A 24,181-nucleotide genomic window follows, 5' to 3' on the forward strand; every position below is an offset into this window, starting at 1 on the left:
CGCGACCGCGTCGCAGCCGGCGAACACGTGGTCGTCCACCCCGGACTCCACCGTGCCCGGCTTGCCGGCCAGCAGCACCGTGGCGCCGGCCGCCTTCAGCGCCCCGGCCACCGCGGCGCCGTGCTCCGCGTACCCCTGGTCGCTGGAGCACAGGCAGGCGATCGGGGCGCCGCTCGCGGCGAACGCCTCGGCCAGCGCGGCCGGGTCGGTGCCTGCCGTGGTGACGGTCTCGATGCCGCCGGCCTGGAACAGGTTGGCCGCGAAGGTGGAGCGGGCGGTGTGCGCCGCCGCCGAGCCGATCGCCGCCAGGAACAGCCGCGGCCGGGCGCCGGTGGCCGCCAGGTGCGCGTCCGAGCGGGCGCGCAGCGCCTCGTACGCCTCGGCCCGGCGCACCCGCGGCAGACCGCCGCCGAGCGGCGCCGGCGCCGCCTCGCGGACCAGCGGCTGCTCGCCCAGGTGCGGGAACTCGCTGACCCCGGTGACCGGTTCGCGCCGCTTGGCGAGGCGCTGCGAGCGCTCCGCCCACGTCGCGGCGATCCGCTCGCCGACCAGGCCGCCGACCAGCGCCGCGCGCAGCCCGCCGGCCCGCTCGATCTCCTGGAACCACGCCCACGCGGCGCGGGCCAGCTCGTCGGTCAGCTGCTCCACGTACCAGGAGCCGCCGGCCGGGTCGACCACCTTCGCCAGGTGGGACTCCTCCAGCAGGATCGACTGGGTGTTGCGGGCGACCCGGCGCGCGAACGCGTCCGGCAGGCCCACCGCCTCGTCGAACGGCAGCACGGTCACCGCGTCCGCCCCGCCGACACCCGCCGCCAGGCACGCCACGGTGGTGCGCAGCATGTTCACCCACGGGTCACGGGCGGTCATCATCACGCTCGACGTCACCGCGTGCTGGCGCTGCGCCGCCGCCTGCGGCGCCACCCCCGACACCTCGGCGACCCGCGCCCACAGGCGGCGCGCGGCACGGAACTTGGCGATCGACAGGAACTGGTCCTCGGACGCCGCGTAGCGGAACTCCAGCTGCCCGGCGGCCGCGTCGACGCCCAGCCCGGCCGCGGTCAGCTCCCGCAGGTACGCCACGCCGGCGGCCAGCGCGCAGCCCAGCTCCTGGGCCGGGGAGGCGCCCGCGTCGTGGAACGCCAGCGCGTCGACGGTCAGCGCGCGCACGTTCGGGAAGCCGTCGGCGCAGCGCTCCGCCAGGTCGGCGGCGTCGGCCAGCAGCTCGGTGGTGGCGGTGTCGTCGCCGGTCCGGGCCAGCAGGCCCAGCGGGTCGGCACCGAGGTTGCCGGAGGCGGCCTCGGCCGACACCCCGCGCTCGGCCAGCACCGCGAACAGCTGCTCGGCGGCCGGGCGGAACTCCGGCCCGGCGTCCAGCACCACGGCCGCCAGGTCCAGGTAGACGCCGTCCAGCACCGCCGGCAGCGCGGCGATCGGCAGCCCGGCCTCACCCACCGTCAGCCACAGCGAGGAGACGCCGTTCTCCAGGTCCGCGAGCACCGCCTCGTTCGCGCGCCGCGGATCCGGATCGGCATGGCGCTGACGCACGTCCCAGCCGGACACCGCCGCGCCCTGCGCGCGCGAGCCGCGGACGAACGGCGGGAAACCGGGCAGGCCGGCATCGGCCGCGGTGTCCTGCGCCGTGTACAGCGGACGGACGCGCAGGCCGTCCTGCAGCCGGGTGGAGAGCACCTCCTCGGCCCGGACGCCACCGACGTCCTGCGCGCCGGACTTGCGCAGAACGTTCTCGACAAGGCGCTGCCACTGCTCGCGGGACGCATCCGGGAACTCGGCGGCCAGGGGGAGCCCTTCGGGCGGGACCGTCATGAGGGAAGGTTAACGTCCGTTACTCCGGTCGCAGCAGGGCGTAACAGTGTGACCTTTCACTCGCTGCACTCCCCGTGACCAGGAGTGCAACCGTTATCGTCGGCGCCATGAGCAGCCGGCCCGAGCACGGGCGCACCGCCACCGACGACCAGGGCACCGCCCACCGGCTCGGCGCCGTCCGCCGCGTCGTCTCCCTGGTGCCCTCGCTCACCGAGGCGGTCGCCGCCACCGCCCCCGACCTGCTGGTCGGCGCCACCGACTGGTGCAGTCACCCCGCCGACCTCGACGTCACCCGGATCGGTGGCACCAAGAACCCCGACACCGCCCTGATCACCGCACTCCGCCCCGACCTCGTCCTCGCCAACGAGGAGGAGAACCGCGCGCCCGACCTCGCCGCCCTGCGAGCCGCCGGGCTCGCCGTCTGGGTCACCGAGATCCGCACCCTCGACCAGGCCCTCGGCTCGCTGGAGCGGCTGCTGGTCCTCGGGTGCGGGCTGCCGTCGCCCGAGTGGCTCGCCGACGCGAGGGCCGCGTGGGAGGGCGTCGAGGCGGGGACCGTCCGGCGGGCGGTGGTGCCGATCTGGCGGCGGCCGTGGATGGTGCTCGGACGCGACACCTTTGCCGGCGACCTGCTGCACCGCCTCGGCGTCGACCACGTGTACGCCGACCACCCCGAGCGCTACCCCGCGATTCCGCTCGACCGGCTCACCACCGCCGGCGCCGACCTGGTCGTCCTCCCCGACGAGCCCTACCGCTTCACCGCCACCGACGGCCCCGACGCCTTCCCCGACCTCCCCGCCGCCCTGGTGAGCGGCCGTCACCTCACCTGGTACGGCCCGTCGCTGACCGAGGCACCGGCAGTTCTCGCCGAGCAGCTGACGTGTACTTCTCGGGGGCGCGAGGAACTGCGCGACCAGCCATAGCCCTACCTCAGCTGTCGGCCGGTCGCGCAGTTCTCCCCCAGCCTTCGGCCGGGGGTACCCCCACGCGCCCCTGGGTGCACCTTTCCAGGCACATGGCTGAGCACGCAGTCACCGCAGAGCCCGCCACCCGGGACGCGGTAGTAGAGGCAGCAGGAATCCCGGCGGAAGTGCAGCGGCGAACGGCCGAGCAGCTCACGGGCCAGCGGCTCCGCGGAGCGGCCCAGCATTCGTGCGGTGCCCGCGAGCGCCGACGCGGCGTTGCCGTCCAGGAGCCGGGCCGAGACGGGCGTGACCGCCCGGACGGCGGCGGCGAGCGGGGCGAGGTTCGCGTCGAGGACCGTACGGCGCAGCTCTGTCGCAAGGTCGGCGCCGACGGGGGCGAGGCCGGGCAGCCAGAGCTCCAGCGGCCCGGTGGGCGGCAGCAGGTGGTGGGCGCGGTCGGGGTCGAGGTCGGGCACCGCCCCGCCGAGCACGGCGGTGCCCAGGGCGACGGACCACAGCCGGGCGGCCAGCCCGAGGTGGACGATGGAGGCGGCGACCCGCGGTTCGGCGGTGCGCAGCTGGACCGCCGCCGCGGCGATCTTCACTGCCAGCGGCGAGCCGGGCTCCGTCGAGTACAGCTCGCGCAGCGGCCGGAACCCCGCTGGCGCCGGTCCGCCGTACCGCACCGCGAAGTACGGCCCGACCCGTCCGACCCGCTCGAACAGTTCCTCGGCGCGGGTCATCGGGCTCCCTCAGGCGACGGGTCGTACGGGCGTCGCACAGGATCGCACACCGCCGCTCCCGGGTCCGGCCCGGTCAGAGGCCGTCCACCCAGTCGGGGAGCGGCTCCCGGCGCTCCAGCCAGGCGGCCGGGACGCCCGTCAGGCCGGTCCGGGCGGCGACCGTACCGCCGGTGATCGCGCAGGTGGTGTCCACGTCGCCGAGGCCCTCGGCCGTGGTCCACAGGGCGTCGGTGAGGCTGTCGAGGTGGTGCGCGGCCGACCAGAGCGCGAACGGGACCGTGTCGCTCGCCCGGATCCGGTGGCCGTTGCCGAGCACGTCCGCGGCACGCCACGGTTCGGTGTCCGCGGGCAGGTCGGCGGCGGCGCGCAGGCCGTCGCGGATCACTCCGGCCGGGGTGCGGTCCGCGACGTCGGTGAGCAGCGCCCGACCGTCCGGGACGCCGGCGCCGCGGCTGCGGGCGGCGAGCGCGGCGGCCAGCGCCACCGCCACCGCACCGGCCACCCCCTCCGGGTGCGCGTGGGTCACCTCGGCGGAGAACGCGGCCTGCTCGGCGACCTCCTCCAGGTCCGCGCAGAACCACGCGCCGAGCGGCGCCACCCGCATGGCCGCGCCGTTGCCCAGGCTGCCGGTGCCCTCGAACAGGCCGCGGCTCTCCTCCCGCCAGGCGGCGGGATCCTCGGCGAGCCGGGGGAGCAGCTTGTGCATCCCGTACCCGTAGCCGCGGACCGGATCGGCGAGGTAGGTCGCGGCGAACGACTCGGCGAGCTGCTCCTGGTGCACGGCGTCGTGGATCGCCAGGACGCGGACCAGGGCGAGCGCCATCGCGGTGTCGTCGGTCCAGTGCCACGGCGACTCCTCGGGCATCCGGCGGGCCCGGACCAGTTCGATCGCCTCGCCGGCGGGGCGCATCCGAGCGAAGAACCGCTCGCCGAACGCATCGCCGAGGGCCAAGCCCTCCAGGGAGTCACGGGTGGCAGTGGTGGGAGTCATGAGCCGCATGCTGGCAGTTCCGACGGCCGGGCGCAGCCGGTTTCCGTACGGGCCGGGACCGTCCGCCGCGGGGATCGGGCGGCGCGCCAGGACCCCCCTGCGCGCAGCAGCTCCCGTACGGGCCGTCCGGCGCGTGCCGTGGTGGGGCGAGTGGCCGCCTGTGGTCCGCCGCAAGGTGTGCCGGGCCGGGGCCCCGCGCAGCGGGTTGTCGTCGGGCTGTCCGGTGGTCGTCGTTGGTGCGGGCGTGGGGTGGGTGACCGCATGGTGTGCCGGGCCGAGCCCCGCGCAGCGGGGTTCCGTGCGGGTCGTGGGTGGGGCGGGTGACCCGAACGGGAGGCTCCGGGGGCGTGGGGGTGGGGTGGCTCGCAGACTGGCGGGTGGGGGTGAAGGGACGGCGAGGATGGCGCGGCTGCTGGTGGACGGCGGCGAGGTGGTGGTGCGGTTGACGTGGTGGGAGCGGATCGTCACGCACCACCGCGAGCTGCGGGTGCCGCTGGCGGCGGTGGCGCGGGTGGCGGTCGAGCCGGTGGCGTGGCGGGCGCTGCGCGGGGTGCCCGAGCACGGGCTGCTGGTCCCTGGGGCGGTGTCCGTGGGGGACCGGCGGCATCCGGCGGGGCGGGACTTCGTGGCGGTCCGGCTGCCGCGCCGCCAGCCGGTGGTCTGCGTCGATCTGCGCGCGCCGGCGCCGTACCGGCGGATCGCCGTGGGTGACGCCGACGCGGAGCGGACGGCCGAGCGGCTGCGGGCGGCGGTCGCGGAACAGGGCGCCGCGGAACGGGACACCCCGCCGCCGTGACCCGCCGCCGGGCGCGCGGCGTCAGTGCGGCTCGGACGTCCGGTCGGGGAGCGGCCGGGCCGTGGCGGGGACGGGGGTGGGCAGGTCGGCCGGGTCGTGGGCGCAGATGAGCCGGACGGCGCCGGTGTGGTCGCGGCGCAGGGCGCGGAGCCGGTCGAGGTTGTCGCGGCGGGCGTGGTCGTCGAAGGCGACCATGCGCTGGAAGAGGGTCAGGGCGGGCGGTCGGCGCAGGGCGGGGTCGAGGTCGGTGTGCGAGAAGTAGGCGTCGCCGCAGTGCAGGAGCCAGTTGGCGCCGGTGCGGACGGCGACGCCGCTGTGGCCGCGGGAGTGGCCCGGCAGGGGGACGAGCAGGATGTCGGGGTCGAGGCCGGGCAGCGGGCGGACCGCCCGGAAGCCGTGCCACTCCTCGCCGCCGGCCCGGTGTTCGACCCAGTGCGGGCGGTGGGCCCACTGGACGGGGCGGTAGCGGTCGCGTTCGCCGCGGGTGGCGAGGGTACGGGCGGCGGCGAGTTCCTCGGCGAGGACGTGGACGCGGGCCTCGGGGAAGTCGCCGAGGCCGCCGGCGTGGTCGGCGTCGAGGTGGGTGAGCACGATGTGCCGGACGTCGCGCGGGTCGTGGCCGAGGGCGCGGATGCGGTGCAGGGCGGTGCCGGCCAGGGTGAGCCGGGGCCGGACGGCGGTGAGGAACGCGCGGCCGAGCCGCCCGGGGTCGGCGACGTCGCCGGTGCCGAAGCCGGTGTCGACCAGGACCAGCCCCCGGTCGGTCTCGATCAGCAGGCAGTGGCCGACGAGTCGCCCGGTGAGCGGCCCGCCGCTGCCGAGCAGCCGCCGGCCGCCGTACGGGCACATGGTGGCGCAGTCCAGGTGGTGGACGGTCATGGTGCCTCCGGGGCGTGGGCGGTTCGGGTATCGGTACCGGGCTCGGCCGTCGGGTTCAGCTGCCGAGGACGGGGGCCAGGTAGCGGTGCAGGGCGCTCTTCAACTCCACGATATAGCCCTCGCGTTGGGCGCCGTCACTGTGCATGACCAGGGCCAGTCCGGCGCGGAAGATCGCGAACGCCATCACCGAGACGCGGTCGAGCTCGGGTATGGGCAGGTCGGGGGCGCGGCGGGCGACCAGGTCGGTGATCTGCTGCTGGAGGACGGCGTGCAGTTCCTCGTGGTCGCTGACGATCTCGCCGGGCGCCTCGGGGCCGTGGATGAGAACGAAGAAGGCGGGGTGGCCGAGGTTGAACGCGATCAGCGGGTCGAGGACGGTGTCCAGGATCTCGGCCAGCGGTCGGGTGGTGTCGGCGCCGGAGAGCACCCGGCCGTGGGTCTGCTCCAGTTCGGCCATCAGCCGCCGGCCGAGCTCGACGGCGAGCGCCTCCTTGTTGGGGAAGAACTGGTAGAGCGTGCCGGGCGAGACGCCGGCGGCGCGGGCGATGCCGTTGGTGCTGGCGGCGGGGTAGCCCACCTCCTGGAACACCTGGGCGGCGGCCTCCAGCAGCTGCTCGATCCGCCGTTCCCCGCGGGCCTGCCTGCGGCGCGGCTTCTCCGCGGCCTGGGTTCCGGTCCCGGTCATGCGCGAGCCTCCCGTTCCTCCGAGATCGGTTGACAAATACGAGCGGTCGCTCACATTCTATGAAGTGCGAGCGGTTGCTCGTGTTTTTCAGTCTATGGCGTGAGGCGAAGAGGGGAAACCTGCCCGATGGCTGATCAGACGAGCCCCCCGCATCGGGGGCTGACGGGCTGGGCCCGCATCATCACCGCCCGGCCGAGACTGGCCCTGCTGGTCGCGCTGGTGTTCACCGCGCTGGCGGTGGTCGCCGGGCACGGCGTGGCCGACCGGATGGGCAGCGGCGGCTGGGAGGACCCGGGCGCCGAGTCCTCGGCCGCCGCAACCGCCCTGGCCGAGCACTTCCCGTCCGCCCAGCCCAACCTGGTGGTCCTGCTGGACGCCGGCGGTGCCACCGTCGACGACCCGGCGGTCGCCGCCGAGGCCGGCCGGATCACCCAGCAGCTGGCCGGCGAGGACCGGATCACCGGCGTGGTCTCGTACTGGCAGACCAAGCTGCCCGCGCTGCGCGCCAAGGACGGCCACCAGGGCATGATCACTGCCCGGATCGCCGGCGACGAGACGGTGGGCGCCAAGGTGTTCGCCGAGATCGCCCCCGGTCTGCGCGGCGCGCACGGCCCGGTCACCGTCACGCTGGGCGGCCCGGTCGCCGTCCGCAACGACATCCAGACCATCGTCAAGGAGGACCTGACGACGGCCGAGCTGATCGCCCTGCCGATCACCCTGCTGCTGCTGGTCCTGGTGTTCGGCAGCGCGGTGGCGGCGCTGCTGCCGCTCGGCGTCGGGATCGTGGCGATCCTCGGCACCAACGCGGTGCTGCGCGGCATCACCTCCTTCACCGACGTCTCGGTCTTCGCGCAGAACCTGACCACCGCGCTCGGGCTCGGACTCGCCATCGACTACGCGCTGTTCATCGTCCGCCGGTTCCGCGAGGAGCTGGCCGCCGGCGCCGAGCCGGTCCCGGCCGTCGCCGCGACGCTGCGCACCGCCGGGCGCACCGTGCTGTTCTCGGCGCTCACCGTCGCGGTCTCGCTCTCGGCGATGCTGGTCTTCCCGCAGTACTTCCTGCGCTCCTTCGCCTACGCCGGTGTCGCGGTGGTGCTGCTGGCCGCGGCGGCCGCGCTGGTGGTGCTGCCCGCCGCGCTGGTGCTGCTCGGCCACCGGGTCAACGCCCTCGACCTGCGCAGGGCGCTGCGCCGCGGCCGCACCCCGCAGGCCGGGGCGGAGGGCGGCTGGGCGCGGCTGTCCAGGCTGGTGATGCGGCGGGCCCCGCTCTTCGCGGTGGCCGCGACGGCCGGCCTGCTGGTCCTCGGCACCCCGTTCCTCGGGGTGAAGTTCGGCAACGCGGACGACCGGCAGCTGCCGGCGAGCGCCGAGTCGCGGACCGTCCAGCAGCACGTCCGGGACGGCTTCCCCGGCAGCCCCGGCGGCGCGATCTCGGTGCTGGCCGAGGGCGAGTTCGCCCCCGGCGCGCTCGCCGACTACACCCGCCGGCTGTCCGAACTGCCCGGTGTGGTCCAAGTGACCGGCCCGGAGGGCGAGTTCTCGGCCGGGCGGCAGAGCGCCCCGGCCGGACCGGCCACCGCGGCCCGGGCCGACGGTTCGGTGGCGTACCTGACCGTGCTGCGCCAGGGCGCCGCCGGTGACGCCGCCGGCCAGGACCTGGTCCGGACGATCCGCGCCGAGCAGGCCCCGTTCGTCACCCGGGTCGCCGGTCCGGGCGCCGCGCTGGTGGACTCCAAGCACGCCATCTCCCAGCGGCTGCCGTGGGCGGTCGCGGCGATCGTGCTGGCCACCCTGGTCCTGGTCTTCCTGCTGACCGGCAGCGTGCTGGTGCCGATCCAGGCGGTGGTGCTCAACGCGCTGAGCCTGACCGCGATGTACGGCGCGGTGGTGTGGGTCTTCCAGGACGGCCACCTGTCCGGATTCCTGGGCTTCACCTCCACCGGGGACATCGAGACCACCCTCCCGGTCCTGATGTTCTGCGTGGCGTTCGGCCTCTCCATGGACTACGGCGTCTTCCTGCTCTCCCGGATCAAGGAGGAGTACGAGCGCACCGGCGACCACCAGGGCGCGGTGGTGTTCGGGCTCCAGCGCACCGGCGGGCTGATCACGGCCGCCGCGGTGATCCTCGCGGTGGTGATGACCGCGATCGGCACCTCCCGGGTGACCAACACCAAGATGCTCGGACTCGGCATCGCGCTCGCGGTGCTGATGGACGCCATGGTGGTGCGATCGCTGCTGGTCCCGGCGGTGATGCGGCTCACCGGCCGCGCCACCTGGTGGGCGCCGGCACCGCTGCGCGGCCTGCACGCGCGCATCGGACTGAGCGAGGGCGGCCCCGAGCCCGAGCCCGCGTAGGCGGTGGTTCCGGTTCCGTCTGGGTGTTCGATAACGACTGGCTGAAACCCGGTCACGCGTGGACCACGTCCCGTAGGGTCGGGCAGAGGACTGTGTCCTTTGTGTGCCGGACTCTTCCCCTGTGCCATGCGTAAGGACACCCGGGCGCACCGCCCGGACACCAATCCTGGGGGGTACTGCGTGATCACCGAAACGATCCCGCCGGACGAGCAGCGTCCCGGCGTCGTTCGGGACGACGGACTGCGAATCCTGGTCGCGGTCAACAGCGATGTCGTGCGCGTTGGTTTGTGCTCGATCATCCAGCAGCTTCCGCTGACCCGTCAAGTGGTGGGACACGGAAGTCTCGACGAGGCCTTCACCGCCCTGTCGCACAGCCGGTGCGACGTCGTCATCGCCTCGGCGGGAATGGAGAACGACCAGCTGACCGAACTCCGGGACTGGGCGCGCAGCGAGGAGACCAAACTCCTGCTGCTGCTCTCCGACCCGAGCCACCTGCTCAACCGCACCGCGGCGCTCTCCGCGGACGGATTCCTGATGGAGGCCACCCTGACCACCACCGCCGTGGCGGACACCCTGAGCCGGGTGCACGCCGGAGACCTCCCGGTCCCGGCCGAACTCACCCGGGAGCTGGTCTCGATGGCGCAGACCGCGGCCAACCGCGTGCCGCGCCAGCGGACCTACCTCACGGCCAGGGAGCGGCAGACCCTGCGCCACCTGGTGGACGGTCTGAGCAACCGCCAGATCGCCGCGGCGATGGACATCACCGAGCACGGGGCCAAGCGCCACGTGGCCAACGTGCTCGCCAAGTTGAACTGCCCCAACCGCACCCTTGCCGCGGCGATGGCCGTACGCGAAGGCATCGTGGCGGATCAGGGCTAGCGGCGTCGGATGGCCCGATCGGGTACCCCGGTCGGGCCGCCCGTAAGGGGGTCGCGGTCGGGGGCTGTGCGCGGTGGGCGGCACTGGTTGACTTCGAGGCGTCGAAGAAAGCCTTTCACCACACCACAACTCGGGGGTACACGTTGCTGGTTGACGAATCCCGCCGGCTCGAGACGCTCGCCCTCGGCCCCGGCGACCGCAAGGAGATCGAGGCCCTGGCCCGGCAGATCGCGGACTGCCACGGCCACCTTCCGCTCGACCACGCCGACCTGCTCACCGCGGTCGACGTGGAGGCCGGCCGACTGCCGTCCGAACTCGCCCGTACGCTCGCCCGCTTCCGGGAACACGGCACCCCCGGCGGTGTCCTGCTGATCAAGGGACTGCCGATGGACGACCAGCTGCCGCCGACCCCGGCCGACGGCGCCCACCCGGGCCCGTGGACCGACCTGGCGCTCGCCACCGTCGCCGAGCTGATGGTGATGAGCCGCCTCGGCTCGGTCATCGCGTACGCGGACGAGAAGCAGGGCCGGCTGGTCCAGGACATCGCCCCGGTGCTCGGCGCCGAGGAACGCCAGGAGAACACCGGCAGCAAGCTGCTGGAACTCCACACCGAGGACGGGTTCCACCCCAACAAGCCGGACTTCATCGGCCTGTTCTGCGTCCGACCGGACCACGAGGGCACCGCGCTCACCGTCGCCGGCTCGATCCGCTCCGTCCTGCCCGACCTTCCGGAGGAGACCGTCCGGCTGCTGCGCCGGCCGCTCTTCCGCATCCGCCTGTCCAGCTCCTTCACCGGAGACGGCCAGGACCGCTACAGCTCCCTGCTCCCCGTGCTGACCGGCCCGGAGGAGGACCCCGACATGTGCGTGGACTTCCACGCCATGGAGTCCTTCGACCCGCGCGCCACCGCGGCGCTCGCCACCCTGCGAGAGCACCTCGAGCGCTCGCTGGCCGGCGTGGCGATGGAGCAGGGGGACCTGCTGATCGTCGACAACCGCGTGGCCGTGCACGGCCGCACCGGCTTCCGGGCGCGCCACGACGGCCGCGACCGGTGGCTGCGCCGCTGCTTCGTGGTGACCGACATCCGAGCCTCGCGCGGCAGCCGACCCACGGCGTCGCGCGTGCACCAGCCGCTGTGATCCGTTCGATCACACGGCCCCGTCCCTGACACAGAAGAGGTCGATGTGACAGCCCTGCCCGCCGCCGCGACCACGGTGCGGACCCGTTCCCGAGGCATCATGATGGCCGTCCTCGGGTGCTGCTTCCTCGTGGTGATGATGGACAACACCATCCTCAACGTCGCCCTGCAGACGATCCAACGGGATCTGAACGCCACCAACTCCGAACTCCAGTGGTCGGTGGACTCCTACATCCTGGTCTACGCGGCGTTGATGTTCTCGGCCGGCGTGCTCGCCGACTCCTTCGGGCGGCGGCGGACGCTGCTGATCGGCATGATCGTCTTCGGTGTCGCCTCCGGCTTCTCGGCCTTCGCCACCAGCCCGGAGCAACTGATCCTCTGGCGGGCGGTGATGGGCATCGGCGGAGCCGTGGTGCCCCCGGCCACCCTGGCGATCATCAACGACACCTCGGCGCCCGAGGAGCGCGGCAAGGCGATCGGCGTCTGGTCGGCGATCGGCGGCCTGTCCATCGCGCTCGGCCCGATCATCGGCGGCTTCCTGCTGGAGCACTACTGGTGGGGCTCGGTCTTCCTGATCAACATCCCGGTGGTGGTGGTCTGCGCGCTGCTGATGCTGGGCTTCGTCCCGGAGTCCCGGGCCGTCGAGCGGCCGCGGCTGGACGCGGCCGGCGTGCTGCTGTCCATCGTCGGCACCGGCGCCCTGGTCTACGGTGTGATCCGCGGCGGCGAGACCAGCGACTGGCTCGGCCCGGAGGTGCTCGGCAGCCTGATCGGCGGCCTGGCCCTGCTGGTCCTGCTGGTCCGGGTCGAGTCCCGGGCCGCCTCGCCGGCCCTCGACGTCAGCCTGCTGCGCAACCCGGCCTTCACCGCCGGCACCACCGGCATCTCGCTCTCCTTCTTCGCCCTGACCGGCGGCACCTTCCTGCTGGTCTTCTACGTCCAGGGGGTGCGCGGCTACACCCCGCTGGAGCTCGGCCTGCTGCTCCTGCCGGTCGCGGTCGGCACCATCGTCTCCGCGATCCTCAGCGGCGGCCTGGCCAAGAAGCACGGCCCGCGGCTGGTGGTCGCGGCCGGCTTGGTGCTGATGACCGCGTCCTTCCTGTGGATGGCCGTGCTCGGCCGGACCACCGCGATCTGGCAGCTGGAGGGCGCCCTGGCGCTCTCGGGCCTCGGCCTCGGCCTGGTCATGGGCACCACCACCACCGTCATCATGGCCGTGGTGCCGGCCGACAAGTCGGCCGTCGGCGCCGCCGTCAACAACACCCTGCGCCAGGTCGGTGCCGCCCTCGGCGTCGCCACCCTCGGCTCGGTCCTCTCGGTGCGCTACCGCGCCGACCTGGGCGGGGCGGCCGACATCCTGCCGGCCGGCCTGCGCGACGAGGCCCGCGACTCGCTCGGCGGCACCCTCGGCGCTCTGGAGAAGGCCGCGCACCAGCCGGCCGTCATCGGCCCGATCCACACCAAGGTCCCGCAGCTGATCCTGCAGGCCGACGACGCCTACCTGAGCGCCATGCACGTCACCGTGATCGTCGCGGCCGCGCTGCTGATCGTCGCCCTGCTCGTGGTCCTGCGCTGGCTGCCCGCCCGACTGCCCGAATCCTGACACACCGTCACATCGCAACGGAGGCCCTGATGAAGACTCCCGCACGGACCGATCCCACGGCCGGCTCGGCCGAACTGTTCTACGCCGAGCTCACCACCCGCAACACCGGGGTGGTCTCCGCCGAGGACCAGGCCGTGCTCGGACGGGCCACCGTGCTGGTCGCCGGCTGCGGCTCGATCGGCGGATCCGCCATCGAGCCGCTGGCCCGGCTGGGCATCCAGCACTTCGTCCTGGCCGACCCCGGCACGTACGAACTGAACAACCTCAACCGGCAGAATGCCACCTACGCCGACATCGACCGCAACAAGGCCGAGGTGGCCGCCGAGCGGATCCGGGCCATCAACCCGCACGCGAAGGTCACCGTCTTCCCCGAGGGCGTGACCGCCGAGAACGTGAAGGAACTGGTCACCGGCGTCCAGGCGGTGGTCGACGGGGTCGACGTCACCACCGACAGCGGCTGGCGCGCCAAGCTGCTGCTGCACGAGCACGTGGCCGCCGAGCGGCTGCCGCTGGTCACCGGCTGGGACATGGCCGGCGCCCAGTACGTCCACTGTTACGACTACCGCCGGCCCCGCCGCCCGCTCGACGGCGCGGTCACCCCGGCCGACCTGGACCGGCTCGGCAGCTGGGAGCTGCTGCGCCGCCTGCTCCCGGTGCGCTTCGTGCCGGTCGAGATGGTCCGCATCGCCCGCGCCAACCTGCGCAACCCGGACTTCTCCTTCCCGCAACTGGTCCACGCCGCCCTGATGTTCGGCGCGATCAGCGCCCACGCGGTGGCCCAGCTGCTGTGCGGCCACCCGGTGCGCGAGCACATCTACGTGGACGTCCACGAGCGGGTGCGCCCCACCTCGGCCCGCTGGGCCGCCCGGGCCGCCTGGCCGCGCGAGGTGGTCACGCTGCTGCGCGAGCTGCGCACCCTCGCGCCCCGCGCCTAGGGCTCCTCCCCAACTCCCTTTTTCTTCACCGCTGTTCAGCAACCCCTTTCAGTCACTTTCACCGATGGAGGCTTTGCCATGCCCGCTTTCCCGAACGCGGAGACCGCCGCCGAGGTCTTCGGCGAGCTGTTCACCATCCTCGCCGCCGACGAGGAGTTCACCGCCAAGCTGCGCGAGAACGACCTGACCGCCCGCCTGGTGCACACCAAGCCGGACTGCACCATCTTCCTCTCCGCCGACAAGGTCATCGTCGGCCCGGAGGCGCCCGAGGACGCGGCCATCACCATCAAGATGTCCTGCGACACCGCCCACCAGCTCTGGCTCGGCAAGCTGATGATGCCCGCCGCGGTGGCCACCGGAAAGGTCCGCATCCGCGGCAAGGTCGCCAAGGTCCTGGAGCTGGTGCCGATCCTGCGCCCGGCCTTCGACCGCTACCCGGAGCTCGCCGCCGCCCGCGGCATCGGCGCCTGACTCCCTGACCCCGACTCGTACCGAACCGTCCAGGAGAACACTCGCGATGTTCAACGAGATCATCAGCCCCGACCTCTCCGATCTGCCGCCCGAGACCCGCAAGTTCCACGCCGCCGTCCGGGAGTACGCCCGTGACGAGGTCGCCCCGAAGGCCCTCGAGCTCGACCTGCAGGAGGCCGAGGACTTCGACTGGGAGATCGTCCAGAAGGGCCACGACATCGGCCTGACCCGGGCGGTCATCCCCAAGGAGTACGGCGGCCTCGGCGTCGGCGTGCTGGGCGTGGCCGTCGCCATGGAGGAGCTGGCCGCGGCCTGCCCCGCGGTGGCCCTGATCTTCGGCGCCACCATGCTCGGGCAGACCCCGATCCTGCTCTCCGGCGACCCCCGGCTGCAGGCCCGCTTCCTGCCGATCTTCGGCGGCGACCAGGTCGCCCTGGCCTGCAACGCGGTCGCCGAGCACGAGGCCGGCACCGACCTGGTCATCCCGCAGAACGCGGTCCACGCCCGGATTGTCACCACCGCCCGCCGTGATGGCGACGAGTACGTCATCAACGGGCAGAAGCGTTTCTGCACCAATGGCAAGGTCGCCGACTTCGCGTCCATCTACGCCAACATGGAGGGCTACGAGGGCGCCACCGGCCTGACCGGCTTCATCGTGCCGCTCGACGCCGAGGGCGTCACCCGCGGCATCGTCGCCGACAAGATGGGCTACCGCGCCTGCCTCGGCAGCGAGCTGCACTTCGACAACGTCCGGATCCCGGTCGAGAACATGATCGGCGGCGAGGCCGAGGGCGTGGCCATCTCCACCGCCCAGGGCAACATGGCCCGCTCCACCGTGGCCGCGATATCCACCGGCATCGCCCGCAACGCCCTGGAGCACGCCGTCGAGTACTGCGGCCAGCGCGTGCAGGGCGGCAAGCTGCTGCACGAGCACCAGTTCACCGCCGGCAAGCTCGCCACCATGACCGCCAACGTGGACGCCGCCCGGCTGCTCTACCGCCGCGCCGCCGACCTGGTCGACAACCAGCTGCCCGCGCCCGAGTACGAGCCCGCGGTCGCCAAGCTGTTCGCCGACCGGGTCGCCATCGAGACCGCCGGCATGGCCGTCTCGCTGATGGGCGCCAACGGCTTCGTCCGCGAGTACGGCGCGGAGAAGATCCTCCGCGACTCGTACGGCACCCGGATCTTCGAGGGCACCCCCGAGGCGCTCTCCCTCGCCGTCACCGACTGCCTGTACCGGGAGGAGGACGACCTGTGACCGTGACCGGAGAGCGGGCGATCACCGCCCCCGACTCCGCGCCGCCGAGCGCCCTCCCGGCGCTCGGCGGGTCCGAGATCCGCCGCTTCGCGGAGTCGATCATCAGCCTGCACGGCCGGCTCAGCTTCGGCCGACTGCCCGACGCCATCGACGGCGAGCCGCTGTTCCGCTCCACGGACACCGGCGACGGACTGCTCACCCTGAGCCTGCGCGAGAGCCAGATCCCCACCCGCTACATGAAGGGCATCCTCGGCTTCCGGCTCGCCCAGTACCTGCGGCTCGGCTGGATCTCCGACGAGCTGGTCTACCAGGAGGCGCTCTACCACGAGCCCTCCGGCGCCCCGAACACCGTGGAGAACATCCACACGGTGACCCTGGACGAGGCGAGCGGACGGATCGTCGGCTACATCGGCCTGGTCTGCTCGCTGGACGAGAAGCCGATGCCGCTCGACTCGCCGCGCCGCAGCCGGTTCCCGTCCGAGTCCGCCCACCACGTCGACCTGGTCTCCCGGTTCGCCGAGCCCGGACTCACCAGCCACCACGTCTTCGAGATCAAGCGCTTCGTCCGCGAGGTCGACATGGCCCGCACCGACCAGCGCTGGCGGGTGCCGTGGCACCTGATCCTCGGCCTGTGCGGCGCCGCCCTCGCGGACGGCTCGGTCCGGCTGGTGCTCGGCGACTCCAAGGAGCACGGCGCGCTGCGCCACTTCCGCCTGATCGGGTTCGACCCGGTCGTCGTGGAGAACACCGAACCGCGCCTGGCCCGCTCGGAGCTGATGTGGCCGAGCTACAACCAGCAGATCAACGCCAAGCCGTTCGTCGCCCCGCTGCCGGTGCGCCTGGCCGACTACGCCGAGGTGATCCGCTCCTCGCTGGAGGACGGCGGCGGCGGGCGGTACGAACGCGGCCTCGCGGCCCGGCTCTCCGCCGCCCGCCGGACCCTGTGCGGTCCGACCAGCCAGTCCGACAAGGAGAGTTGACCCGTGACCGACTTGCACGAGCTCACCGCGGTGGAACAGGCCGCCGCGGTCCGGTCGGGCGCGGTGTCGCCCGTCGAGCTCACCGAGCACTACCTCAGCCGGATCGACCGGCTGGACGCGACTGTCGGCGCCTACACCACCGTGATGGCGGAGCAGGCACTGGCGGCCGCGGCCCGGGCCGAGCGGGAGGCCGCCGCCGCCCGCCGGGACGGCACCGCGCTGCCCCCGCTGCACGGGGTCACCGTCGCGGTCAAGGACCTGGTCCAGGTCGAGGACGTGCGCTGGACCCTCGGCTCCAAGGTCCACACCGACCAGGTCGCCGACGCCGACGACCACGTGGTCACCCGGCTGCGCGAGGCCGGCACGGTGCTGATCGGCAAGACCAACACCCCCGAGTTCGCCCTGCCCTGCTACACCGAGAACGAGATCGGCCCGCCCACCCGCAACCCGTGGGACCTGGACCGCTCGCCCGGCGGCTCCAGCGGCGGCTCCGCTGCCGCGGTCGCCGCCGGACTGGCCGCGCTCGCCCACGGCACCGACGCCGGCGGCTCGATCCGCATCCCGGCCTCCGCCTGCGGCCTGGTCGGCCTCAAGCCCAGCCGCGGCCGGATCAGCAACGGCCCGCTCGACCACGACATCACCGGCCTGTCGGTGCACGGCCCGCTCGCCCGGACCGTCGCCGACGCCGCCGCCCTGCTGGACGCGATGGCCGGCGTGATGCCCGGCGACGCGTACACCGCGCCCGCCCTGCCGCACGGCGAGACCTTCCTCGACCAGGCCGGCCGCGACCCCGGCACGCTGCGGATCGCCGCCCTGCCCGGCCCGATGGTGCCCGGCGCCGTCCTGCACCCCGACTGCGCCGAGGCGTACCGGCGGGCGACCGCTCTGCTGGAGGCGGCCGGGCACACCGTCACCGAGATCGAGATGCCGCCCGACCCGGACCTGGTGGACACCTTCCAGCTGGTCTGGTCGGTGGCCGCGGCCGGCCGCCAGGTCGAGGAGGAGGAAGAGCCGCTGCTCACCCCCTTCACCCGCCACCTGCGCGAGCGCGGCCGCACCACCGGCGGCCTCGACCTGGCCGGGGGCCTCGCCGCCTTCCGCGGCGTCGGCCAGCTCTTCGCCGACCTGTTCTTCTCGGCGTACGACGCGGTGCTCACCCCGACCCTGGCCCAGCCGCCGGCGCTGACCGGCGCGTTCTGCACCGGCGACCCGGCGGCCGACTACGCGGCGATGTCGAACTTCATGCCGTACACCCCGCTGTACAACATCACCGGCCTGCCGGCGGTCTCGCTGCCGCTGCACTGGAACGCCGAGGGCCTGCCGATCGGCGTCATGCTCGGCACCCGCTACGGCGACGAGGCGACCCTGATCGTGCTCGCCGCCCAGCTGGAGGCCGCGGCCGGACCGTCCGACCGCCGCCCGGGTCTGTGGTGACCCGGAGCGGCGACCGGACGGGGAGTCAGCGGCACTGACCGCTGCGCGGGCCGTCCACCACGGCGGCGACCAGGACCGGCGCCGGGACGTTCCCCGCGCAGCGCAGCGGGCCGGTGACCCGGAGGGCGGAGAACACGACACCCCCCGTGTTGTCCTCCGCGGTCACCGGCCCGTGCACGGTGCTCCCGGCGCAGTCCGCCGGGTCGCCGGCCGGGCCGGACTGCACCGCCCCGACCGTGCGGCGCAGGGTCAGCGGGCCGGTGAGATCGCCCCCGCAGATCCGCACCGCGAGCGCACCATCGGCGGTGAGCGGACCGGTGACCGAGGCCCCGGTGACGGCCAGCGCGCCGCCGGCCCGCACGGTGACCGGGCCCTCCTGCCGGGCGCCGGGCGCCAGGCACAGCGCCTCGCCCGGGTCCACCGTCAGCGGGCCGCGGTGGACGCCGGTGGTGCACGGCGCGCTGAACCCGACCGTCGGCGCGGCCGGCTCGGCGGTGGTGCTCGGCGTGAACAGCGCGTCGCCGCCGTAGCGGGCGGTGATCGCATGGGCGCCCGGGCGCAGCGCGGCGGTGGTGAACGCGGCCCGGCCGCCGGCCAGCGGGACGGTGGCGAGTTCGTCCGCCCCGTCGAGGAAGGTGACCGTGCCGCCCGGCGTGCCGACCGGCGCGGCCGGGACGACCGCCGCGGTCAGGGTGACCGGGTGGCCGAACAGCGGCCGGTCGGTGTCCGCGGTGACGTCGACCCCGGTGTCGTACCGGAAGGAGACCACCGCGCGGCCGTCGCCGTGGTGGACGCCCTGGAGCAGGACGGCGTCCGCGGTGCCCGGCGCCGCGTAGCCGCTGCCACCGCCGCCGCCCGCGCCGTACAGGTTGCCCGGGTTGCCGCCGCCGGAGCCGCCCCCGCCGCCGAACCAGCCGCCGCCCCCGCCTCCGCCGCCGTTGCCGCCACGGGCCCCGTTGCCGCCGGTACCGCCGCTGCCCGGCTCGGGCAGGCCGGTCCACTGGTCGGTGCCGCTGCCGGCGCCGCCCGGACCGCCGAGCGCCGAGTTGGGGCTGCCGGTGCCGGGCGCGGACTGGCTCCCGCCGCCGCCGGCCACCCCGGAACCGTCCGGGCCGCCGCCCTGGCCGCCCGGCTCGCCGGCCGGCCCGCCGCCGTTGCCGCCGCGCAGCAGCGGACCGCCGTTGCCGGCGCCCCCGCCGCCGCCCGCCACCAGCACCCGCTCCATCGGCCCGAACGTGCCGGTGCGCAGGTCGGTGCCGCCGCCGCCGGAACCGCCGCCCCCGTGCGCCCCGCCGCCGCCCGGCCCGTGGCCGGTGCCGCCCGGCCGGGCGAACTCGCCGTGCCGGGAGGTGCCGGAGCTGCCCGCCTGGCCGACGGTCAGCTGCAGCACCTGCCCGGGCCGTACGGCCAGCCGCGCCCGGGTCTCGCCGCCGAGCCCGCCCGGCGCCCCGTCGTTCGGCGGGTTGGGCAGGACGTACCCGGCGGCGCTGCCGCCCTCGGCGCCGAACAGGTCGACGCCGACCTCGCTGACCCCGTCCGGCACCGTGAAGGTGTCGGTGCCCACCGCCGTGTAGGTGCAGGTGGCCGGGGCGGCGGCGAGGACGCCCCCGGCCCCGCAGGGCGAGGGCGGGCCGGCCGGGGCGGCGGCCGCGGTGAACGGCGCGACGGCGGCAGCGAGCAGGCCGGTCGCGCCGACCACGGCGGTGGTGACCGGGCCGTGCGGCTTCCGGGGACGGTTCATGGGGTGCCTCTCAGATGGTGCAGGTGCGGGGTGCGGACGTGGGGGACGGGGGCGGGCAGCGGGGCTCAGACGCCGTCGTCGGCGCAGAGCGCCCAGGCGTCGGTGGAGGTGTTCGGCGAGGAGGCCCCGCCGGAGTGGCCCCAGGCCGTCCAGTACGCGGCCGTGGTGGTGCCGTCGCCGACCGGGCTGCCACCGGAGTCGCTCGGGAAGCTGCCCTTCAGGTGGTCGCCGCCGGAGCCGGGCGTGGTGAAGTCGGTGCCGGTGACACCGCCCCCGCTGATCGCCGCGCCGCCGCTGATCAGCTTGCCGTCGCCGCCGCCGCAGCCCACCGTCGCGGTCTGGCCCGCCGTCGCCGAGGTCGGGCCGGCCACCTCGGTGAACCGGACCTTCACCGTGACCCCGCTGACGTCCAGGTTGTCGCCGGAGCAGACGGCGTACACGAAGGTCTGGTTGCCGGTGCCGCCACCGCCGCCGTTCCAGCCGACGGCGGCCCAGGAGTCCGGATTCGTCTCGCCGTTGGCGGCGGCCTTCTGCCCGTAGTCGTGGCCCGCGTTGTTGAACGTCGGGTAGCTCGCGATCGGCTTGAGGCTGCCGACGTCCGCCGGGGTGGTCCGGGCGCCGCCGCCGAGCAGCCGGGTGCCGGCCGGGCAGGTCGCCACCACCAGGGCGACGGTGGCGGCGCTGCTCGGTCCGGCGACCTTGTTCATCACCACCTGGGTGTGGGTGATGACGTTGCTGGTGAGGCACATCGCGTACGGCGTGCTGGAGAACGAGGCGTTGACCGCGCCGCCGCTGCCGCCGATGCCGAGCCAGTGCGTCACGTCGGTGCCGACCACCCCGGTGGAGCCGGTGTACTCGGTGCTGCCGTCCGGACTGGGCGAGGTGCCGTTGATGTGGTTGCCGTTGGACGACATGCCGGTGCCGATCGCCTGGTCGATGCCGCCGCCCGCGACCAGGCCGCTGCCGCAGTCCGCGTGGGTGGAGATCTCGGCGAAGGTGCCGGACGGACCCGCCGTGGCTCCGGGGGTCTTCACCGTCACCGCCACCGAGTTGGCGTACGCCGTCCCCGGCAGCGCCAGGACCAGCGCCGCGGACAGGACCAGCAGGGATCGCGCTCTCATCGGACTCCTTCAATCACCGTGGGTGGAACAGCGGTGACATCCTTGGGGCGCCGCCCACGGCCCGGGAACTGGTCGCCCGTACGACGCCGGCGGCCCCGTTCTGGGCGATCACCCAGGAGTCCGGGCGGCGCCGGGCCCGTTCGCAGACGGTCCGCACACAGCGTCCGCGCACCCGGTCCGCGAGGAGCCGGCCGTCGCCGAACGGGTGAGTACGCGCATGCCTACGGCCTGGTGTGGCACACGAGGACGGAGTGAACCGGTCGAATAGTGTGACCACCCCGTCCGCCCGGCGGGTGGCGAACGGGACCGTCGACGGGAGTACACGTGGTCAGCTCTGTCCCCGCCGGTCGACTGCCCGCGCGGCAGCGGTTCCGCGCCTGGATGCTCGAGGGCCTGGCCGACATGGCCAAGCAGCACCCCGGACCGCACGCCCAGACCCCCGTCGAGCACCCGGGCCAGCGCTGGTGGCGGGTGATGTGCCTGACCGGCCTCGACTACTTCTCCACCCTCGGCTACCAGCCCGGCATCGCCGCCCTCGCGGCCGGCCTGCTCTCCCCGGTGGCCACCATCGTGCTGGTCCTGGTCACCCTGCTCGGCGCCCTCCCGGTCTATCGCCGGGTCGCCCACGAGAGCCCGCACGGCGAGGGTTCGATCGCCATGCTGGAGCGGCTGCTCTCGTTCTGGAAGGGCAAGCTGTTCGTCCTGGCGCTGCTCGGCTTCGCCGCCACCGACTTCATGATCACCATCACCCTGTCCGCCGCCGACGCCACCGCGCACATGGTCGAGAACCCGCACCTGAACAGCGTCCTCGGCGGCCGACAGGTGCTGATCACCCTGCTGCTGGTCGCCCTGCTCGGCGCCGTCTTCCTCAAGGGCTTCGGCGAGGCGATCGGCCTGGCCGTCGTCCTGGTCGCCGTCTACCTCGCGCTCAACGTGGTCGTGGTCGCCGTCGGCCTCTGGCACGTGGCCACCGACCCCGGGCTGATCAGCGACTGGGCCGACGCGCTCACCGCCGAACACGGCAACCCGATCGCCATGATCGGCGTCGCCCTGATCGTCTTCCCCAAGCTCGCGCTCGGCCTCTCCGGCTTCGAGACCGGCGTCGCCGTCATGCCCCACATCGAGGGCGACCCGGACGACACCGAGGCCAACCCGGTCGGCCGGATCCGCGGCGCCCGCAAACTGCTCACCACCGCCGCCGCGATCATGAGCGTCTTCCTCATCACCACCAGCTTCATCACCACGCTGCTCATCCCCCCGGCCCAGTTCGAGCCCGGCGGCCAGGCCAACGGCCGCGCCCTCGCCTACCTCGCCCACCAGTACCTCGGCGGCGCCTTCGGCAGCGTCTACGACCTCTCCACCATCCTCATCCTGTGGTTCGCCGGCGCCTCCGCGATGGCCGGGCTGCTCAACCTGATGCCCCGCTACCTGCCCCGCTACGGCATGGCCCCGCACTGGGCGCGCGCCGTCCGGCCCATGGTGCTCGTCCTCACCGCCATCGCCTTCCTGGTCACCTGGATCTTCGACGCCAGCGTCGACGCCCAGGGCGGCGCGTACGCCACCGGCGTCCTGGTCCTGATCACCTCCGCCGCCATCGCCGTCACCATCGCCGCCCACGCCGCCCGGCAGCGGAACTGGACCATCGGCTTCGGACTGATCGCCGCCGTCTTCCTCTACACCACCGCCGTGAACATCTCCGAGCGGCCCGACGGCGTCAAGATCGGCGCCTGCTTCATCGCCGGCATCATCCTGATCTCGCTGCTCTCCCGGCTCGCCCGCGCCTTCGAACTGCGGGTCACCTCCGTCGAACTCGACGACGTCGCCGCCCGCTTCGTCCGCGACACCGCGCACCGCACCATCCGCTTCATCGCCAACGAACCCAACGGCCGCGACCTCGCCGAGTACCGCGACAAGGTCAACCAGATCCGCGCCGACAACGACATCCCGGTCGAGGACGACCTGGTCTTCGTCGAGGTCACCGTCCTCGACCCGTCCGACTTCGAGGCCAAGCTCACCGTCCAGGGCGAGGTGCTGCACGACCGGTACCGGGTGCTCACCCTCCAGCACTCCAGCGTCCCCAACGCGCTCGCCGCACTGCTGCTGCACGTCCGCGACGTCACCGGGCAGAAGCCGCACATCTACTTCGAATGGACCGAGGGCAACCCCTTTGCCCAGCTGCTCCGGTTCTTCCTCTTCGGCCAGGGCGAGGTCGCGCCGGTCACCCGCGAGGTGCTCCGCGAGGCCGAGACCGACCGGAGCCGACGCCCCCGCGTCCACGTCGGCTGAGCGGACCGCCCGGGCGAGGCGCACGATGGAGTCGGTGCCCGAACCACCCCGAACCACCGGTCGGCGCGAGGAGGCCCCCCATGGCCCGGCTCCACCAGTTCCACCGCGACCTCGGCGACCACTCCGTCACCGTGACCGTCCGCGAAGGCGTCACCACCGAGGCGATGCTCCTGGTCGACGGCAGGGAAGTCGGCCTCCAGCGCTTCCACGGCCACGGCCTCCAGTACGCCGAACTCAGCGGCGAACTCCCCGACGAACCGGCCCGCCCCTTCACCGTCCACTTCGACCGCGGACCGCAGGAGGACCCCGCCCTGCGCTGCAGCCTCGACCTCGAAGGCCACCGCTGGCCCCTGCCCGAAAGCCCCTGAGGCCCGTATCCCGTCAGGGCGCTCCCGTCAGGGCCGCGTACGGATGTCGCGCCGCAGCATCAGGAGACTGTCAACAACCTCCGCACGCCCCCTCGCATCGGATTTCCTGGGGGGCCGGACAAGCTCTCACCTCGTCGAGGAGTGGATCGGAGATGGACGCGTACCTGCCCGACGGTCGCACCGAGCGCCGCGTGGTGGTCGGACTCAGCGGATCACTTGGCAGCCTCGCCGCCCTCCACCGCGCCGTCGCCGAGGCCCGCCGCACCGACACCCCCGTCCTCGCCGTCCACGCCTGGGAGCCGCCCGGCGGCGAGATCGGCTACCGCCGCTCACCCTGCCCGCCGCTGCTCGCCGCCGTCCGCGCCCAAGCCGCCGAGCGCCTCGCCACCGCCCTCGACGACGCCTTCGGCGGCACCGACCCCGGCGTCCGCCTGCAGACCCTGCTGGTCCGCGGCGAGCCCGGCCGCGCCCTCGTCGCCGCCGCCGAACACCCCGACGACCTCCTCGTCCTCGGCGCCGGCGGGTCGCTCCTCCACCGCGGCCTGCGCCCCTCCGTCACCGGCCACTGCCTCCGCCACGCCGCCTGCCCGGTCCTCACCGTCCCCCGGCCCGCCCTCCAACGCGACCTCCAGGCCCTCCACCGCCGCAACCGCTGGCACCTCCCCGCCCACCCCCTCCCCACCCGCTGACGGACCGCTCCGGACCTGCGGCAGCCAGACGGTCGGCACCCGCGGAGAAGGGTGAACACGCCGCCGTGGGCGGCCCCGGGCCGGGCGTACTGTCCGTTGA

General features: G+C 74.0%; 21 protein-coding genes. 14 read left to right on the plus strand and 7 right to left on the minus strand.

The genetic code is table 11. The annotated features are described in order from the left end of the window. The coding region (locus FHR36_RS06890) for a methylmalonyl-CoA mutase family protein (protein WP_253794830.1) at window positions 1-1,824 on the minus strand (1,824 nt) is incomplete at its 3' end. A gap of 107 nt (window positions 1,825-1,931) precedes the next feature. On the opposite strand from FHR36_RS06890, the gene FHR36_RS06895 reads away from it, so the two are divergent. Then, window positions 1,932-2,747: a helical backbone metal receptor gene (locus FHR36_RS06895; protein WP_253794833.1), complete on the plus strand. Its 816-nt coding sequence runs from the start codon at window positions 1,932-1,934 to the stop codon at window positions 2,745-2,747. 2 nt (window positions 2,748-2,749) lie between these two features. On the opposite strand, the gene FHR36_RS06900 is transcribed toward FHR36_RS06895, so the two are convergent. Beyond that, window positions 2,750-3,472 (minus strand): (2Fe-2S)-binding protein, encoded by a 723-nt coding sequence (locus FHR36_RS06900; RefSeq protein ID WP_253794835.1) that lies wholly within the window; start codon window positions 3,470-3,472, stop codon window positions 2,750-2,752. 73 nt (window positions 3,473-3,545) lie between these two features. Continuing rightward, window positions 3,546-4,472, minus strand: a complete 927-nt coding sequence (locus FHR36_RS06905) for an ADP-ribosylglycohydrolase family protein (RefSeq protein ID WP_380230868.1) — start codon at window positions 4,470-4,472, stop codon at window positions 3,546-3,548. Window positions 4,473-4,863: 391 nt separating this feature from the next. Between FHR36_RS06905 and FHR36_RS06910 the strand changes: the two genes are divergently transcribed. Next, window positions 4,864-5,259, plus strand: coding sequence for a hypothetical protein (locus FHR36_RS06910; protein ID WP_253794839.1), 396 nt, complete (start codon window positions 4,864-4,866; stop codon window positions 5,257-5,259). Window positions 5,260-5,280: 21 nt separating this feature from the next. On the opposite strand, the gene FHR36_RS06915 is transcribed toward FHR36_RS06910, so the two are convergent. Then, window positions 5,281-6,138 carry an MBL fold metallo-hydrolase gene (locus tag FHR36_RS06915; protein WP_253794841.1) on the minus strand — a complete coding sequence of 286 codons (858 nt, stop codon included), beginning with the start codon at window positions 6,136-6,138 and terminating at the stop codon, window positions 5,281-5,283. 55 nt (window positions 6,139-6,193) lie between these two features. After that, entirely contained in the window at window positions 6,194-6,823 is a 630-nt protein-coding gene (locus tag FHR36_RS06920) for a TetR/AcrR family transcriptional regulator (protein WP_253794842.1), read from the minus strand. A gap of 126 nt (window positions 6,824-6,949) precedes the next feature. On the opposite strand from FHR36_RS06920, the gene FHR36_RS06925 reads away from it, so the two are divergent. The 9 genes from FHR36_RS06925 (at window position 6,950) to FHR36_RS06965 (ending at window position 17,876) form a co-directional block, all read left to right on the plus strand. Further along, entirely contained in the window at window positions 6,950-9,178 is a 2,229-nt protein-coding gene (locus tag FHR36_RS06925; protein WP_253794843.1) for an MMPL family transporter, read from the plus strand. Between the two features lie 126 nt (window positions 9,179-9,304). Next, on the plus strand, window positions 9,305-10,057 hold the full coding sequence (locus FHR36_RS06930; RefSeq protein ID WP_253794844.1) for a helix-turn-helix transcriptional regulator: 753 nt from the start codon (window positions 9,305-9,307) through the stop codon (window positions 10,055-10,057). Window positions 10,058-10,200: 143 nt separating this feature from the next. Then, window positions 10,201-11,196: a TauD/TfdA family dioxygenase gene (locus FHR36_RS06935; protein WP_253794845.1), complete on the plus strand. Its 996-nt coding sequence runs from the start codon at window positions 10,201-10,203 to the stop codon at window positions 11,194-11,196. 45 nt (window positions 11,197-11,241) lie between these two features. Further along, window positions 11,242-12,798 (plus strand): MFS transporter, encoded by a 1,557-nt coding sequence (locus tag FHR36_RS06940; RefSeq protein WP_253794846.1) that lies wholly within the window; start codon window positions 11,242-11,244, stop codon window positions 12,796-12,798. Window positions 12,799-12,827: 29 nt separating this feature from the next. After that, window positions 12,828-13,733 carry a HesA/MoeB/ThiF family protein gene (locus FHR36_RS06945; protein WP_253794847.1) on the plus strand — a complete coding sequence of 302 codons (906 nt, stop codon included), beginning with the start codon at window positions 12,828-12,830 and terminating at the stop codon, window positions 13,731-13,733. Window positions 13,734-13,811: 78 nt separating this feature from the next. Further along, complete coding sequence (locus tag FHR36_RS06950) at window positions 13,812-14,204, plus strand: SCP2 sterol-binding domain-containing protein (protein WP_253794848.1); 393 nt, start codon at window positions 13,812-13,814, stop codon at window positions 14,202-14,204. Between the two features lie 46 nt (window positions 14,205-14,250). Beyond that, entirely contained in the window at window positions 14,251-15,462 is a 1,212-nt protein-coding gene (locus FHR36_RS06955) for an acyl-CoA dehydrogenase family protein (protein ID WP_253794849.1), read from the plus strand. After that, window positions 15,459-16,442, plus strand: a complete 984-nt coding sequence (locus FHR36_RS06960) for a hypothetical protein (RefSeq protein WP_253794851.1) — start codon at window positions 15,459-15,461, stop codon at window positions 16,440-16,442. Before FHR36_RS06955 ends, FHR36_RS06960 begins: the two co-directional genes overlap by 4 nt. 3 nt (window positions 16,443-16,445) lie before the next feature. After that, a complete protein-coding gene (locus tag FHR36_RS06965; RefSeq protein WP_253794853.1) occupies window positions 16,446-17,876 on the plus strand; it encodes an amidase in 1,431 nt (476 codons plus the stop codon). Window positions 17,877-17,901: 25 nt separating this feature from the next. Here the strand turns inward: FHR36_RS06965 and FHR36_RS06970 are convergent, their stop codons facing one another. After that, window positions 17,902-19,617 (minus strand): Ig-like domain-containing protein, encoded by a 1,716-nt coding sequence (locus FHR36_RS06970; protein ID WP_253794855.1) that lies wholly within the window; start codon window positions 19,615-19,617, stop codon window positions 17,902-17,904. A gap of 65 nt (window positions 19,618-19,682) precedes the next feature. After that, complete coding sequence (locus tag FHR36_RS06975) at window positions 19,683-20,738, minus strand: hypothetical protein (RefSeq protein ID WP_253794857.1); 1,056 nt, start codon at window positions 20,736-20,738, stop codon at window positions 19,683-19,685. A 381-nt stretch (window positions 20,739-21,119) separates the two neighbouring features. Here FHR36_RS06975 and FHR36_RS06980 point away from each other — a divergent pair, with 381 nt between their 5' ends. From FHR36_RS06980 to FHR36_RS06990, 3 genes are all read left to right on the plus strand, one after another. Next, the gene (locus FHR36_RS06980; RefSeq protein WP_253796671.1) at window positions 21,120-23,024 is read left to right on the plus strand and encodes an APC family permease; all 1,905 of its coding nucleotides are present in this window, start codon (window positions 21,120-21,122) and stop codon (window positions 23,022-23,024) included. 80 nt (window positions 23,025-23,104) lie between these two features. Continuing rightward, window positions 23,105-23,392, plus strand: a complete 288-nt coding sequence (locus FHR36_RS06985) for a hypothetical protein (RefSeq protein WP_253794859.1) — start codon at window positions 23,105-23,107, stop codon at window positions 23,390-23,392. 152 nt (window positions 23,393-23,544) lie between these two features. Then, complete coding sequence (locus FHR36_RS06990; protein WP_253794861.1) at window positions 23,545-24,081, plus strand: universal stress protein; 537 nt, start codon at window positions 23,545-23,547, stop codon at window positions 24,079-24,081. Window positions 24,082-24,181: the final 100 nt, after the last annotated feature.

This window comes from Kitasatospora cinereorecta (assembly GCF_024172095.1).
GTDB classification, from domain to species: Bacteria; Actinomycetota; Actinomycetes; order Streptomycetales; family Streptomycetaceae; genus Kitasatospora; species Kitasatospora cinereorecta.

Bases quoted from the DNA above. Each gene is read 5' to 3' on its own strand.
- FHR36_RS06895 (WP_253794833.1), top strand. From the start codon at position 1,932: ATGAGCAGCCGGCCCGAGCACGGGCGCACCGCCACCGACGACCAGGGC.
- FHR36_RS06900 (WP_253794835.1), bottom strand. From the start codon at position 3,472: ATGACCCGCGCCGAGGAACTGTTCGAGCGGGTCGGACGGGTCGGGCCG.
- FHR36_RS06905 (WP_380230868.1), bottom strand. From the start codon at position 4,472: ATGCGGCTCATGACTCCCACCACTGCCACCCGTGACTCCCTGGAGGGC.
- FHR36_RS06910 (WP_253794839.1), top strand. From the start codon at position 4,864: ATGGCGCGGCTGCTGGTGGACGGCGGCGAGGTGGTGGTGCGGTTGACG.
- FHR36_RS06915 (WP_253794841.1), bottom strand. From the start codon at position 6,138: ATGACCGTCCACCACCTGGACTGCGCCACCATGTGCCCGTACGGCGGC.
- FHR36_RS06920 (WP_253794842.1), bottom strand. From the start codon at position 6,823: ATGACCGGGACCGGAACCCAGGCCGCGGAGAAGCCGCGCCGCAGGCAG.
- FHR36_RS06925 (WP_253794843.1), top strand. From the start codon at position 6,950: ATGGCTGATCAGACGAGCCCCCCGCATCGGGGGCTGACGGGCTGGGCC.
- FHR36_RS06930 (WP_253794844.1), top strand. From the start codon at position 9,305: ATGCGTAAGGACACCCGGGCGCACCGCCCGGACACCAATCCTGGGGGG.
- FHR36_RS06945 (WP_253794847.1), top strand. From the start codon at position 12,828: ATGAAGACTCCCGCACGGACCGATCCCACGGCCGGCTCGGCCGAACTG.
- FHR36_RS06950 (WP_253794848.1), top strand. From the start codon at position 13,812: ATGCCCGCTTTCCCGAACGCGGAGACCGCCGCCGAGGTCTTCGGCGAG.
- FHR36_RS06955 (WP_253794849.1), top strand. From the start codon at position 14,251: ATGTTCAACGAGATCATCAGCCCCGACCTCTCCGATCTGCCGCCCGAG.
- FHR36_RS06970 (WP_253794855.1), bottom strand. From the start codon at position 19,617: ATGAACCGTCCCCGGAAGCCGCACGGCCCGGTCACCACCGCCGTGGTC.
- FHR36_RS06975 (WP_253794857.1), bottom strand. From the start codon at position 20,738: ATGAGAGCGCGATCCCTGCTGGTCCTGTCCGCGGCGCTGGTCCTGGCG.
- FHR36_RS06980 (WP_253796671.1), top strand. From the start codon at position 21,120: ATGCTCGAGGGCCTGGCCGACATGGCCAAGCAGCACCCCGGACCGCAC.
- FHR36_RS06985 (WP_253794859.1), top strand. From the start codon at position 23,105: ATGGCCCGGCTCCACCAGTTCCACCGCGACCTCGGCGACCACTCCGTC.
- FHR36_RS06990 (WP_253794861.1), top strand. From the start codon at position 23,545: ATGGACGCGTACCTGCCCGACGGTCGCACCGAGCGCCGCGTGGTGGTC.